The following is a 13,863-nucleotide window of genomic DNA, read 5'->3' as shown; positions in this document are numbered from 1 at the left end:
CAGATGCTGACACATCCAACACTGGATCAGATGAATGCGCTTGGTCTTGCCGGGATGGCGACCGCCTATCGCGAGCTTATCGAGCAGGCTCATGGAAACGACCTTAGCTTCGACGAACGGCTGGGGTTGATGCTCGATCGAGAGATCGCCGTAAGAACAGACCGACGGCTGACAAACAGGCTCGCTACAGCAAGGCTTCGTTTTGCCGATGTCTCGATCGAAGACATCGATTTTGGATTCACCGCGGTCTTGACCGCCGGAACGTCCTATCCCTGGCGCAAGGCGCATGGCTGAAGGCAAACGAGAACCTAATCCTGACCGGCCAAACAGGCACTGGAAAGACGTGGATTGCCTGCGCCTTCGCACGACAGGCCGCCCGCCTCGACTACTCGGTGCTCTACGTTCGTATGCCACGACTGTTCGAGGACCCCGCACTTGCCAAGCTCGATGGACGCTTTCCGCGCCTCGTCGATAAGCTGGCGCGCGTTCAGTTGCTGGTGCTCGACGACTGGGGAACCCACACCTTGAACGATCGACAGAGCCTCGATCTACTGGAAATCTTCGAGGAGCGGTATCTCCGGAAATCGACCCTGATAACGGCTCAGCTTCCCGTGGCCGCCTGGCACGAAATGATCGGAGAAGCCACGTTAGCTGACGCGATCTGGACCGTATTGTTCACAACGCTCACCGCATAACGCTCGAAGGCGATAGCATGCGGAAACGAAAAACGCCGACGCTCTTGACCGGCGCCGAAACAACCGAAATCAATCACCCGTAACAGCAATCAGGCAACCGGAAAATCGATCGCATCCGTTGTCCGCGACTTAGCGAAACGCTTGGAATGCACCCCTCAACTGAGACATATTAAGTAGCGGACAGTTTCTCGAATACAGGAACTGAAATGGTTGGAAGAAAGCCGAGATTTAGCAAAGAAGAGAAGCTCTCCATGCTCGTGCCGATGCACAACGGGGAGAACGTCAGCCGTCTGGCCGACGAACTGGGTATTCACCGTCAACGCTTGTATGCTTGGCGTGAGCAGCTACGAACGTGCGGCAATCTAACGCCGGCCCGGCAGGGACGGCCAAAGAAACAGCCCCCGCCCGAGGCACCGCCGGACCCCCAAACCCTGGCGGCGAGCTTTGCAGTATCGGCGGAACAGCGTCGTGCGGATGCATTGGCCAAAGCCCGTCGCCGCATTGTCGAACTTGAACGCAGGATTGGCCAGCAACAGGTTGAACTGGATTTTTTTCAAGAAGCCTTGCGGCATGTCAGGGGCGGTCAACAGCAGAAAGACGCGCCTGGAGGGGCGGCGTCTTCGAAGTCATCCAGAAAATGACAGCCCGCATGCCGCAAGGCTCGACAGGAATCGAACAGACGTGCCGTCTGGCTGGCGTTAGCCGGGCGGGGTACTACCGGTATTGGCAGCGATCAGCGCCGCGTCAGGAAGAAACCGGTCTACGAGATGTCATCCAAAGGCCGGCCTCGGCGAATCGGCATTATGGATATCGCCGGATTGGCGCTCTTCTAGCCGGGAGGGCTGGCAGGCGAACCACAAACGTGTGTTGCGTTTGATGGGAGAGGACAATCTCTTATGTTTGCGCAATCGGCCGTTCGTACCCCGGACCACCGATTCCAAGCATAGCTGGCGCGTCGTCCCAAACCTGGCTCGGGGGATGGAACTGACAGGGATTAACCAGCTTTGGGTCGCAGACATCACCTATCTGCACCTTGCCGAGCAGTTCGCTTATTTGGCGGTTGTGCTCGATGCCTTCAGCCGCAAGGTCATCGGGTGGGCACTGGAACTCCACTTGCGGGCCAGCCTTGCAGTCGACGCCCTGAAAATGGCGATCTCCGCACGCGCTCCAGTCGCGGGCAGTTTAATTCACCACTCGGACAGGGGAGTTCAATACGCTTGCAGCAGCTATTCTGACATCCTCCACGCGCATGGGATCCAGCCGAGTATGAGCCGGGTGGGCAATCCGTATGACAATGCGCGTGCGGAGAGCTTCATGAAAACCTTGAAGCAGGAAGAAGTTGCAGGATTGGCTTATCGCGATGCCTCGGACGCCCGGCGACGTGCTCATTGGACTCGCGGCGCATCAGCCTGTCCTCGCTGTGTACGAAGATGTGCATTGGGCAGATCCGACCTCGCTGGAACTGCTGGATCTTATTGTTGAACGCGTGCAGGGCTCGCCGGTGCTGGTGCTCATCACATTTCGCTCCGAGTTTCTGCCACCCTGGATGGGCCATCCGCATGTTATCGCCTTGACGCTTAGTCGTTTGAGCCGCCGCCAGGGCGCAGATATGGTCGAGAGCCTGACCGTTGGCAGGGCTCTGCCTGCCGAAGTGCTCCTGGCCATAGATGAAGCGATAGATCGTCTCGGTTCAGACGCGGACGGCGCTCACACCATCGGCAAGCAGACGGCCGGCGATCTGCTCCGGCGACCACGCAGACGCAAGCCGCCGGCCGGTTGGAGCTGGTCAGGGTGTTGATGCTCTGTGACTACTCAAACCCGGACCGATTGGATCTTGTAGATCGGCTCGGCCAGTCGGAGGACCGCAATTTCCCAGGTTCTGTCGTGGTCCCTTAAACGCGCGTTTGATGAAGCAGTCCACCTCAACCCCCTTCGTTACCGGCGGAGACTCAGAACTGTACGCGCGGTGGAACTTGGCAGAACTGCGGCCCGTCCCTTAGAGAATACGTTGTGAGCGCACGTCACAGATATCGCTCGTCAGTGAGTGACGCGGTTCCCCATGCCCGAAGAATGCCGAGGCGAATCGACAGCAATCCGATTGCGTTATAGGGTGAACGTTAGCGTCCATTACATGTTGGAGTCCTCTTCACTTCATGGGCACATTCGCGACTAGGTATTTCGGACGATTGCCAAGTTTTGCGATAACCGTGTTTCGCACTTTCGAGTAAATGCTCTCGTTCAGTTCCATGGTCACGATTGATGTCGTGATGTTGAAGTCGGCGTCCCACTTCAGAAAACCTGCCACGGCTTTCTCGAATGTGAACTTTAGAAGTGCGATCGATATGTTTGGACTGTCGCCAGAAATGTAGCTCGGCCCGACAATGACGACCCCCTCGTCGCCAGCCAAGGCTGCATTGCTCCATATGTTGATTGCACTGCTTGCGGCGGGTAGCTGTTGAGATGCCACGATGCTGGAGAGGACGAGGTGATCCACATTTTTCGGCATGTACGATGCAATTAGCTCCCCCCAGTTCACCGGTGATGCGGCAACTTCGGTTCTTTGGCTAAAGTTGCCAATTATCCATCCCACAACTGAGAGCGTGCTGAAAAAAGTCTTTTGCCAATCGCCCGTCGCTGCATGCCTGTTGAATTGTTTGTCAGCAGCCAGCTGGGCGAAGAGAAGTGAGTTGCTGATGTCATCGATCATCTGTTTTGCAAGACCATCGTCAAAAGCTAGCAGTGCCCCTTCATTAACCTGTGCTGAAGGCGCTCCTGCCGGCGAGAACTGCGTCGCTTCGGATGTTGAACCAGTCTCAAGCAAGCGCTCCCGCGCAGAAGGATCAGAGAGCGTAATCTCATTGAAATCTACGGACATCACAGGTCTCTTGCTCAGTTTGGGGCGACACACAAGCGCGCTCTCGGCGCAGACTTGGAAGACGCCAGGTGGGACAACAATAGATGTGAACGGGCGGTCGTGGCCATCCCCGCAGCTTCTAAATCGGCGACGGCCACGACGTTGTGTCTGCGTCTGGCGTTAAATGGGAATGTCTGCGACTAACTGCGCGGCGCGATCACCGAGTTTATCGATAACAGCCTGCCGAACCTGCGAATAGACGCTATCGTTGAGCACGAATTTGTTGGCAGCGCGCTGTATGCGGATGCTAGAGGATTCCCATGTCCACCACAAGAACCGGGAATGAGTGGTGGATGCATTGAACTGCATGCCATCAAGCACCATCACGACGTCCCCGTTGGGCAGAGCATCGACCGGAAATATTTGGAAATTCCCGTTGTTGCCGTCATTCGACTTTGCATCCCAAATGGTCATTTGTTTTGAATCGTCGCTGAGACCCTTGAGGCCATTCATCGTCGCCTCTACCATGGCGATCTCGTCTCCGGTTGCAATCGCGGCGAGGATACCCAAGACCGCCTCGTTGAGTTGAACCGTCGAACCTCCAGAGGTATAGGTATCGAAAGCAAAGCCCGGCTGGTTCCAGCCAATTTGACCTAGGACATTAATGTAGTTCTTGTACCAGTCCATGGGCGAGTTATAACGATCATAAGCGCGGTCTGACGCCAGTTGCGCAAAAAGGGTCGAGTTCTGCACGTCACTTTTGTTCTGGCCAGAAAGATTCTGGGTGAACGAAGTCAGACTTCCCGCGTTGACTTGGGCAGTTTGTTTTTTATCTGCCAAAGAGCGGATTGGCGCGGCAGCGTGAGGGAGACCCCGCAGCTTATCCAGCAGCTCCCCAAGATCGTCGTCGCTAGGAAGTTTTGTTACGGATACGAATTTCAAAGCAGCCGAAGTCATTTACCAGTCTCCTATCCTTAGAGTGGCAGGCGTGGAATGATTTATTTCGATGTGCAGCAGATCGCAGACGTGCGTTGAGCCCGTCAGTTCTACCCCTTGAGAGAGTGGACTTTATCGGATTTTGGAAGCCGTTAAAGAACAAGAGCGAGCCCTTAACGTCTACCCACGGGCGAGCCTTGCATTTAAATACACTACCTGGGCGCCGCTTGTTTGGCAACCATATATAGTACCATTAATACTATGTGGATCACAGATGGTACCCCTAGCTATCTACTGAGTTCAGAGCAGCAACGAAACAGAAGACCTCGATACGACGAGGCTTCGTAAGCGGCAAGGAGACCCCATCTGGCGTAGGGGTTGGCGGTCGGATATCGGTAGCACACGTTGTGAGCCGAAGTGAGCTTCTATGTCTGCGCCTAGTTCTGGAACTAGAACCTTCCATATGATCGAAGCGGTCGCCGAGCGACTTGAGGGGTGATCTGAACCCTTCAAACTGGACCGATTTTGGTTAGAGTTTTCCGGTGATTTTTCCTGGGAAAGGGACGGAAGGCGATGAAGGCATGGCAATTTCGAACGCGCAGAAAGCGTTCATTCTGAAGCAGGGTGATGAAGGGTGACGGTTGCGGAGATCTGCCGCAAGGCGGGGATCAGCCAGGCGACCTACTTCAATTGGAAAAAGAAATATGCCGGTCTGTTGCCGCCGGAGATGGAAGCTGAAGCAGCTCGAGGACGAGAATGCGAGATTGAAGAAGATCGTTGCGGACCTGACGCTGGGCCGCGAGATGCTGCAGGATGTCATTCGGCGAAAGCTTTAAGGCCTGCTCGGAAGCGGGAGGTAGCAAGGGTATGTGCCGCGATTGGACGATCTCGATCCGGCCTGCATGCGGTGCACTCGACTTTGATCGGTCGACCTACCATCACACCTCCCGTCGTGCCGTGATCCAAGCGACTAAGTAGGATCCCTTAGTGGTTCACGCGAATTTCTTTAAGTCCGCAAAAATGGCACTTTGCGCGCACATCAGATCCGCCGAGGATTTGATGCCAACTGATGGAGAAAGTCTAATGGGTTCCATTGATGATTTTCGCAGCAAGCTGGCTACCGACAGCGCCTTTGCAGCGGCAGTGAAGGCCTGCTCCACCCCGGATGCGATCGTGAATGCTGCCAAGGACGCCGGTATCGACCTCAGCCACAATGATCTGGCCAAGGCGATCGCGGCGGGAAGCCCGAATCTGACGGATGAAGATCTGGAGTCGGTATCCTCCGGCACCATCATGGCCGCAGCGCTGGTCAAGTAATCAGTGTGACGGTTCGGCCAGGTGCGTGCGCCAAGCCGCACCTGGCCTCTCCAGATGAACACGCTTGCTCTAATATCTTGGAGCCCGAGCCCTCCTGCTCCTGAACGAGCTTGTCGGCACTTCAAGCGCATGTCGAGAACATGATTTTGACGAAGCCGTTCAGCGGTCCCGACCTGCTCGGCGTGATCGAAGCGCCTAAGTGGTATCCCTTAGAGTCGGACTCGAAAAGGTTTCAACGATATCCATATCTTGCAAGGCGTCTGGTGAGCATGCGGATGTGGGCGATGGTGATCCACGCTTCTGCTGAAGCGACGGATTTTTCGAAGTCCTTGGCCAGTCGGCGGCATCGACCCAGCCAGGCGAAGGTCCGCTCGACGACCCAGCGGCGTGGCAGGATTTCAAAACCCTTGGCCTTGTCGGAACGTTTGATGATTTCGAGTGTCCATTTCCCGATTTTCTGCAGCCGCTTTTTGAGCTTGTCGCCCGCATAGCCGCCATCAGCGAAGACATGAAGCAACCACGGCGACCGGTTTTTGATGGATTTCAGGAGATCGGGAGCGCCGTCGCGATCCTGAATATCGGCGCTGTGCACCATGAGGCCGACCATCAGCCCGAGCGTGTCGACAATGATGTGGCGCTTGCGGCCCTTAATCTTCTTGCCTGCATCAAAGCCACGAATACCGCCGCTTTCCGTCGTTTTAACGCTTTGGCTGTCGATCGCGCCCGCTGTCGGCGAGGCTTCTTTCCCCTCCAGTTCCCGCGCCTCCATGACGAGGTGATGGTTGATCCGTGGCCAAAGACCCATTGCCCGCCATTCATAGAAATATCGCTGCACCGTCGAACAGGGCGGAAAGTCCTTCGGCAGCATCCGCCGCTGGCAGCCTGTCGAAGCGATATAGAGAAGGGCGTTTAAAACATCGCGCAAATCAGTCTTGCGCGGACGACCCAGACGCCGTGGCGCAGGCATGAACGGTGCAACAAAATCCCATTCGCGATCCGTGACATCGCTTGCATATCCGCTCGTCCGCCGGACATAATTGCGCCGGGTGGTTTCAGTCCAGGCCATCGTGATCTCCATCGAATCTTTGCAAATCCGACGGAATCACAACTGGCTGAAATCACTCAATTCTTTTTGAGGCAGCCTCTTAGTGGTTCACCCGAATTTCTTTAAGTCCGCAAAAGTGGCACTTTGCGCTCACATCAGATCCGCCGAGGATTTGATGCCAACTGATGGAGAAAGTCTAATGGGTTCCATTGATGATTTTCGCAGCAAGCTGGCTACCGACAGCGCCTTTGCAGCGGCGGTGAAAGCCTGCTCCACCCCGGATGCGATCGTGAATGCTGCCAAGGACGCCGGTATCGACCTCAGCCACAACGATCTGGCCAAGGCGATCGCGGCAGGAAGCCCGAATCTGACGGATGAAGATCTGGAGTCGGTATCCTCCGGCACCATCATGGCCGCAGCGCTGGTCAAGTAATCAGTGTGACGGTTCGGCCAGGTGCGTGCGCCAAGCCGCACCTGGCCTCTCCAGATGAACACGCTTGCTCTAATATCTTGGAGCCCGAGCCCTCCTGCTCGTGAACGAGCTTGTCGGCACTTCAAGCGCATGTCGAGAACATGATTTTGACGAAGCCGTTCAGTGGTCCCGACCTGCTCGGCGTGATCGAAGCGCCTAAGTGGTATCCCTTAGTGGTTCACCCGAATTTCTTTAAGTCCGCAAAAATGGCACTTTGCGCTCACATCAGATCCGCCGAGGATTTGATGCCAACTGATGGAGAAAGTCTAATGGGTTCCATTGATGATTTTCGCAGCAAGCTGGCTACCGACAGCGCCTTTGCAGCGGCGGTGAAAGCCTGCTCCACCCCGGATGCGATCGTGAATGCTGCCAAGGACGCCGGTATCGACCTTAGCCACAACGATCTGGCCAAGGCGATCGCGGCAGGAAGCCCGAATCTGACGGATGAAGATCTGGAGTCGGTATCCTCCGGCACCATCATGGCCGCAGCGCTGGTCAAGTAATCAGTGTGACGGTTCGGCCAGGTGCGTGCGCCAAGCCGCACCTGGCCTCTCCAGATGAAGGGGCACCGACGTGACCACTCCCGCCATCGGCACTAGAAATCGCAGGCAAGAATCAAGAATAATGACAGCATGTAACAGTTTGGGAACTTCGATTCGCAATGTATCCGCAAGTCATACGCTTGCCGCGATCCAGCCACTTCTCGGACGTTACGACATCAGCGGATTTGCCGATCATTCGCCAAAGGGTGCAGAAACTCTGAAGTTTATAGAGGTCGTGCGCGGCAATCCGCGTTCGGGACATCTTAATCTCGGGAAAGGCTTTAGCTTCGAGACGGCACTTGCCTCGGGATACATGGAAGCCATCGAGATGAGTACGGTTGAAGGTCCGCCCGAGATCGCGTTGCATGCGCTTCCTCGATCCGCGCTTCTTTATACCGGGGGCGGAAAGCCGCCGGAGCCGGATGCGGCGCCCATGATCCGTGGCGTTGACCTGTTGTCGGCAGAGCCGGTTTACAGCCCTGTCTATGAACATTTCCTGTCGCCTGCCCCCTCGGCGCGGTCTGTTTCCGTCAACGGCTTGGCCAGCGGAAACACGGTCGAGGAAGCCAGTTTACATTGTCTCTATGAACTGATCGAACGCGACTTGACTGCCCAATCCCTCCGCGACCCGGTGCTGGTGCAGCAGCTTCTCCTCAGCGACATTCCAGCGCCCATTTCCAACGCCCTGACGGAACTGGAAGCGTTCGGACTACACGCCGAATTCTATCTTCTGGGGCAGTTCCTCGGCGTCACTGTGCTTCAATGTGCGCTTGTAAAAACCGGATCCGGTGGCGAGGTCTATTATGGCTGGGGCGCTCATCACTTCCGAGCCATTGCCATTTCTCGTGCCATGACAGAAGCCGTGCAGGCCTGGTGTACGCGCGAGGCATGCAGAGCGCAGACGCTTCCTCTTTCGCGCATGCCTGGCGGGGTCATGGTCTCTGCCGAGGTTCTGAAGCTTTTGAGGGAACCTGTTACGAAGGGCGAACGTCAGTTGCGGCGGCGCTTCATCGCCTGCCCGAGCGTTGCCTATTCGCTCACCGATCAGGATGAGCAGGCACCGGCATCGCCAACGGCTGCCCTGAACCACCTTCTCTCGTCGGCGCGGGACGCCGGCATCCGTCATGTCTTTGCCTGGACGCTATCCCCGCCAGACCGTCCATTTGCCGTCGTCAAATGTGCCGTCCCCGGATTCGAAACTCCATTTGAGGTGGACGCGTGATGGTTGTCGAGACCAACAATGAGATTGCCGTTTTTCTGGGCCCGTCCTGCTCGATTGAAGAAGCTAAAAGCATCCTGCCGGAGGCAGATTACTTTCCGCCCGCGGCTCGTGGCTCCATCTACGGTATTATCAATGATGGATACCGGATGATCGTCCTTCTCGACGGTCTGTTCTACGGACAATATTCTGTTTGGCATAAGGAACTCCTGTTCGCCCTGGATTGCGGCATTGAAGTAATCGGCGCAACGAGCATGGGTGCCCTGCGGGCGGCCGAACTGGACTGCGAGGGCGTGACCGGTGTCGGGCAGATCTACCAGTGGTTTCGTGACGGCGAAATCGATGGCGATGACGAAGTGGCTCTGCTCCACCAGAGTTCCGAGGGAGCTTACGCGCCTCTTTCCATCCCTCTCGCCAATTTGCGTTGGAATCTGCGCCTTGCCCGAAGAGAATGTATGATCGACGAGCAGCAGGAAGCGCGGATTCTGGACCATGCAAAGGCCCTGTGTTTCCAGGACCGAATGATGGAGGTCGTGCTTTCGCCGCTGGCAAAGGAACTGGATGTTTCTGGCTTGCAAAAATGGCTTGAAACGCATGGAGAGGATCTAAAAAAAAGGGATTGCTTAGAAGCGTTGCACTTTGCCGCCAGCCGGATCGCGACCCTTGGCCCCGCGCAGCCTCCCCGTCTTCGCGCCTATGAGACGGTGCATACGCTGATCGGCATCGAGTATTTCAAGCACGAGCGGTTGAATGCCATCTGCGCAAAACGGCAAGGCAAGGCCATGCCGCTCTCGCAGTACACCGAGCGAGTTGCCGTGGGAGATCCCTCCTATCGTAGCTATCTGCGCGCTCGCGCTTGCCAGCGCCTTATCAATGGCTGGGCTCGGGAACTTCACCTCGAAATCACCCCGGCGCCCATTCTGCCCCAATGGTTACCCAATCGGTTTGACCTCGCTCACCGCAGGGCAACCGGCCTGACGCTAATCGACATTGCACGTGAGGGACGGGAAGCCGCCTTCACCGCAGGCGTCATCGGATCTCTCTCATCACCCGGCAGCCGCAGCCTCGTCTCCGATATTGACCGGCAACTGGCAGAGGCAGGTTTCTCGGCATGGGGCGCGGGAGCCGAAATCACACATTTGGATGGCCGCCTTGTTTATACGCTTCGTCGCCTGGGGCGCGAAAAGGGCATTTTGCCGGACGAGAATGAAGATGCAGATACCGCCGAAGCGGCGCTCCACTACCTTGAATGGGTCTATCGCACCGGCTTGCAGCACTTCGGCTACACATTTGACGCGGCAACCGAAATCCTCCTGGCACACCAATTTGCCGATCGACTTGACGACATTCTCGGATTGAGGGCTGCATCATGAATGCTGTTGAGGAATACTCACAAGGAACCCAGCGCACCTATAATCCGGAAGAGACATTGCGGAGAATTGCGCCAGCGATGCGCACCTGCGGCATCAGCCGCGTTCTCGACGTCACCCATCTCGATCGAATCGGCATCCCCACCTACAATGCCGTGCGCCCCAATGGAATGATCTTGTCCGTGTCCAATGGGAAAGGGTGGACGAAGGCCGCCGCATCCGTATCCGCAATCATGGAGTCGATCGAGGTCGAGCACGCCGAATATCCGGATACCTCGGCCTGGCATCTGGCTCAAAGCGCGAAGGTACTGCGAAACCGGGGATATTCGGTCGTCGATGCGCCAACGCTCATCAGCGAGTGCCTCTGGCCCTCCGATACCTATGGCGGTCTCTACTACTCAGATGATCTTCGCCTCGATTGGGTCGAGGGACGCGAGATCATCGAGTCTCGGCCAGTCCTGCTGCCGGCCAGCACCATCTATGTACGCGCGCCTTACGTGCATTATTTCACCAGCAATGGATTGGCGAGCGGCAACACCTGGGAAGAAGCAACGCTTCACGGCATCTGCGAGTTGATCGAACGCGATTCCACGGCGCGTCTCCTCGGTCGTCCCGAGGGCATGACCACATCACGGTTGCTTCGGATCGAGCCAAAATCGATGCCTGAACATCTCGGGCACTTCTCGGAGAAAGTGGCGCAGGCCGGAATAGAGCTTTTCATGTTCGCTCTTCCGAGTGCCATCGATATCCATACATTCTGGGCTGTGTTCCATTGCCCGGGCGAGCCCAGTTTCATGCTGGCCACCTCGGCGGGCTTCGGGTGCCATACATCGCCGCAGATCGCCGCGTCTCGCGCCCTGACCGAAGCTGCCCAGTCGCGCCTGACCTATATTCACGGGGCGCGGGAGGATCTGGGGATAGACCACGTCAATCGTCAACTGACCTGCGCGGAGACAGAAGCGCGATTGGCCTTGCAGGCGCGGACATTTGCCAAGTTTCGGCAGATCCCGACCGTCACCTGGGATGAACTTCTGGCCGTGGCGCCACATCGTGCCCGCGGGCGTACGATCCCGGAAAGCCTCTCCATGGTGCTGAGAATGTTGAAGGAGGCCGGACACGGTCAGGTCTATGTCCACGATCTGACGAAGCGCGGTCTAGACCTGGCCGTGACGAAGGCCTTCGTGCCGGGGCTCAAGGTCAGCGCGAAGATGATTTGACTCTAGTGAAATGACGATAATCGCGCGCCGCAACAGGCTGCGCAATGGAGACGACCCGCATGACCCTGGAGACAGCATCGCCCGTGCAACCGAATAGCCATCCCGGCACGCCCTTTGGTGAGATGTGGCGCGTAGCGGAACAGAACCCAGCTTATTCCCTTCTGGAAGTGCTCGATTCCATTGATCGAGACGTGTGGGACATGGAAATGCCGAGCGCCGATCAACGCGGCGTCTACGCCCGGGTGAACGGTCAGGCGGCTCTGCACCGGTTGCGGGAGGCGATGAACGGCATGGAGGCGGAGTATCCGCTCGATGCCCCGCCGCGACGCCGCCAATGGCTCGCCTCGGGTTGCTTCATGCGTGTCGAGGCGGTGCTTGATGCCTCACAGGTCCGTGAACTGGCGGGGCACTGCGACCATCTGCTGCATACGCCCGGAATGCGCCCTGTCCGCCTGTTTGAAAACCCGCATATTCTCTCGGAAGAAGCCATAGTCGCCATAGCCCGAACTGCGCTTGCGGCTCTCCCACAGGCTTTGCCGTGCTCGGCGAGACCTGCTCTTCTGAAGAGACGAACGCTCTTGCGCCGGACTTTCCCACGGGCACAGCTTCCCGATGCGCACGGCAACGCCAATAATCAGTTTTGGCATCAGGACAGCAATCAGAAGTTCAACGATGCACCCATGATCACGCTTTGGATTCCGCTGGAGGATGGCGTTGGAAGAACCTGCCCCGGTATGGAAGTTATCGATGCGCCGGTTTCCTACTTCTCCATTTTGCATGGGGATAGTTCCCAAACCATCTGCCCAATTCTGTGCGACATGTTTCCCGGCACCCAAATTACGTCGCTGGAAGCAGCTGCTGGAGATTGCGTCATGTTCAACGGCCTTACATTCCACCAGACCGCGACAAATCCTGAGATGCGGCAGCATCGGGATGCGCTTTTGATCCGCATCATCGAGGCGGCAGATGCGGCCCATTTTGGTCCTGATGGGGCAGCTGATGGGATCGTTCCACTTGTCTAGCCTCGCCGTCCGCATCATAGGCGCCGGTGCAGTGGGAATGGCGTGCGGCTACCTGCTGCAACGGCGCGGGCATAAGCCACTGCATGTCAGTATGCGTGGAGCGCCCTTGCGTGAACTGCCAGTTGCCATGCAAGGCACGGCACGCGGTCGATACCGCCCCGAAGCTGCGACACATGCTTCCCCGACGGATATAACGCTCTTTGCTGTCGGGCCGCACGAAGTGGCCGGTGCATTGGCAACATGGGGTCAACCTGATGGGCGAAACCTTGTGTTCTGCGCTCATCCAGAACCGCAAGAAGGCGCCGTCATGGTCTTTCCGCAGATTTCGGCAGAGATTTGCCCAATGCGCGGACTTGGCATTGTGACGAGCGGCGCTGTGGAGATCTGCAACAAGTCGCAGCCTCATGCCCCTGGCCTTCTGCTGAAATTGGGCTTCAGGCTGGTACGCATGGTGACGCGGGCTCATTTTGCAGGTCGCGCCCTGCAAACGGCGGCATCTTATGTTGTGCTTCTCGCCCTCTCCCGTGGTGAGATGACCCGCGATCAGGTCTCACAGGTCTTGCTGATCGACATCATGCGGTTGCTGATGGAGGCCATGAGAGGGGCCGAAATTGCGGTCCAACTGCCGGATGGCTGTTCCCGCGCCTTCGCTGAACTGGCTTTACACATCTGCGCGCCCACTTCCGCCGAAAATGATGTTCTCTCGCAAAACCTGGAAGCGCTGATGGCAACACCACAGCGCAAATTGCGCGGCCACCTTGCCCTCTACGAAGCGCCATGGCGGCGGCATGGTCCGGCCTCCGACGGGCTTGCGGCACGCCTGATCGATTTCGCGACATCTAAGCCCGTCCTCTAATGAACTGTCCTCGCCCATGCGCAAGAAAGGAAATTCCATGCAACAACTGACAGTGATCGTCCCACCCTCGATCCGGCCCTATGTCGGGGGTCAATCGCGCATCACAGTTGAGGCCCAAACCGTGCGCGAGGCGCTGGGCGCCATGTCCGCCAAATCCGCGCAATTGAAGGAGCATTTGTTCGACACGAAAGGCGAGATCAATCGCTTTGTTCGGATTTTTGTCAACGGACGGCCCGTGCCGCTCGGATCGCGCGGCGATGAAGCCGTCGAAAACGGCGCGGAGATAGCGGTCGTGTTGGCGCTGGCTGGAGGTTGAGG

At 57.2% G+C, this 13,863-nt stretch carries 14 protein-coding genes and 3 pseudogenes; 14 read left to right on the top strand and 3 right to left on the bottom strand.

Annotation, left to right across the window (positions count from 1 at the left end; genetic code table 11):
• Window positions 1-3: 3 nt before the first annotated feature.
• The 4 genes and pseudogenes from istB to PZL22_RS31665 all read left to right on the top strand — a co-directional run.
• A pseudogene (gene istB / locus PZL22_RS31675) lies at window positions 4-778 on the top strand (IS21-like element helper ATPase IstB).
• A 123-nt stretch (window positions 779-901) separates the two neighbouring features.
• Window positions 902-1,336, top strand: a complete 435-nt coding sequence (locus PZL22_RS27305) for a transposase (RefSeq protein WP_017266263.1) — start codon at window positions 902-904, stop codon at window positions 1,334-1,336.
• Window positions 1,337-1,571: 235 nt separating this feature from the next.
• On the top strand, window positions 1,572-2,177 hold the full coding sequence (locus PZL22_RS31670; protein ID WP_014530962.1) for an IS3 family transposase: 606 nt from the start codon (window positions 1,572-1,574) through the stop codon (window positions 2,175-2,177).
• Window positions 2,074-2,352, top strand: a pseudogene (locus tag PZL22_RS31665) (ATP-binding protein); the annotation flags it as partial. The gene PZL22_RS31670 and the pseudogene PZL22_RS31665, both read left to right, overlap by 104 nt.
• Window positions 2,353-2,841: 489 nt before the next feature.
• On the opposite strand, the gene PZL22_RS27295 reads toward PZL22_RS31665, so the two are convergent.
• Both PZL22_RS27295 and PZL22_RS27290 read right to left on the bottom strand, forming a co-directional pair.
• The gene (locus PZL22_RS27295) at window positions 2,842-3,570 is read right to left on the bottom strand and encodes a hypothetical protein (protein ID WP_164823390.1); all 729 of its coding nucleotides are present in this window, start codon (window positions 3,568-3,570) and stop codon (window positions 2,842-2,844) included.
• 159 nt (window positions 3,571-3,729) lie between these two features.
• Window positions 3,730-4,506: a hypothetical protein gene (locus PZL22_RS27290; protein WP_014530965.1), complete on the bottom strand. Its 777-nt coding sequence runs from the start codon at window positions 4,504-4,506 to the stop codon at window positions 3,730-3,732.
• Between the two features lie 560 nt (window positions 4,507-5,066).
• Between PZL22_RS27290 and PZL22_RS27285 the strand changes: the two are divergent.
• Both PZL22_RS27285 and PZL22_RS27280 read left to right on the top strand, forming a co-directional pair.
• A pseudogene (locus PZL22_RS27285) lies at window positions 5,067-5,442 on the top strand (transposase); the annotation flags it as partial.
• Between the two features lie 126 nt (window positions 5,443-5,568).
• The gene (locus PZL22_RS27280; protein WP_014530968.1) at window positions 5,569-5,802 is read left to right on the top strand and encodes a Nif11-like leader peptide family natural product precursor; all 234 of its coding nucleotides are present in this window, start codon (window positions 5,569-5,571) and stop codon (window positions 5,800-5,802) included.
• Between the two features lie 232 nt (window positions 5,803-6,034).
• Here PZL22_RS27280 and PZL22_RS27275 read toward each other — a convergent pair whose 3' ends face one another.
• Complete coding sequence (locus PZL22_RS27275) at window positions 6,035-6,868, bottom strand: IS5-like element ISRm4-1 family transposase (RefSeq protein WP_284718797.1); 834 nt, start codon at window positions 6,866-6,868, stop codon at window positions 6,035-6,037.
• 178 nt (window positions 6,869-7,046) lie between these two features.
• Between PZL22_RS27275 and PZL22_RS27270 the strand changes: the two genes are divergently transcribed.
• The 8 genes from PZL22_RS27270 (at window position 7,047) to PZL22_RS27235 (ending at window position 13,861) form a co-directional block, all read left to right on the top strand.
• Complete coding sequence (locus PZL22_RS27270) at window positions 7,047-7,280, top strand: Nif11-like leader peptide family natural product precursor (RefSeq protein WP_014530968.1); 234 nt, start codon at window positions 7,047-7,049, stop codon at window positions 7,278-7,280.
• A gap of 308 nt (window positions 7,281-7,588) precedes the next feature.
• Window positions 7,589-7,822, top strand: coding sequence for a Nif11-like leader peptide family natural product precursor (locus PZL22_RS31490; protein ID WP_014530968.1), 234 nt, complete (start codon window positions 7,589-7,591; stop codon window positions 7,820-7,822).
• 121 nt (window positions 7,823-7,943) lie between these two features.
• Window positions 7,944-9,083, top strand: a complete 1,140-nt coding sequence (locus PZL22_RS27260) for a YcaO-like family protein (RefSeq protein WP_153530200.1) — start codon at window positions 7,944-7,946, stop codon at window positions 9,081-9,083.
• Window positions 9,083-10,453: a TfuA-like protein gene (locus PZL22_RS27255; protein WP_014530970.1), complete on the top strand. Its 1,371-nt coding sequence runs from the start codon at window positions 9,083-9,085 to the stop codon at window positions 10,451-10,453. The genes PZL22_RS27260 and PZL22_RS27255 overlap by 1 nt, the downstream gene beginning before the upstream one ends.
• Window positions 10,450-11,667, top strand: a complete 1,218-nt coding sequence (locus tag PZL22_RS27250; protein WP_080590370.1) for a YcaO-like family protein — start codon at window positions 10,450-10,452, stop codon at window positions 11,665-11,667. Before PZL22_RS27255 ends, PZL22_RS27250 begins: the two co-directional genes overlap by 4 nt.
• A 59-nt stretch (window positions 11,668-11,726) precedes the next feature.
• Window positions 11,727-12,689 carry a phytanoyl-CoA dioxygenase family protein gene (locus tag PZL22_RS27245; RefSeq protein WP_014530972.1) on the top strand — a complete coding sequence of 321 codons (963 nt, stop codon included), beginning with the start codon at window positions 11,727-11,729 and terminating at the stop codon, window positions 12,687-12,689.
• Window positions 12,634-13,545: an NAD(P)-binding protein gene (locus PZL22_RS27240; RefSeq protein ID WP_014530973.1), complete on the top strand. Its 912-nt coding sequence runs from the start codon at window positions 12,634-12,636 to the stop codon at window positions 13,543-13,545. The genes PZL22_RS27245 and PZL22_RS27240 overlap by 56 nt, the downstream gene beginning before the upstream one ends.
• A gap of 37 nt (window positions 13,546-13,582) precedes the next feature.
• Entirely contained in the window at window positions 13,583-13,861 is a 279-nt protein-coding gene (locus PZL22_RS27235; RefSeq protein WP_017266280.1) for a MoaD/ThiS family protein, read from the top strand.
• Window positions 13,862-13,863 lie beyond the last annotated feature (2 nt).

This window comes from Ensifer meliloti, assembly GCF_030064585.1.
Lineage (GTDB): Bacteria > Pseudomonadota > Alphaproteobacteria > Rhizobiales > Rhizobiaceae > Sinorhizobium > Sinorhizobium meliloti.
The sequence above is the reverse complement of the archived record's forward strand: the minus strand, read 5'-3'. Positions and strand labels throughout refer to the sequence as shown.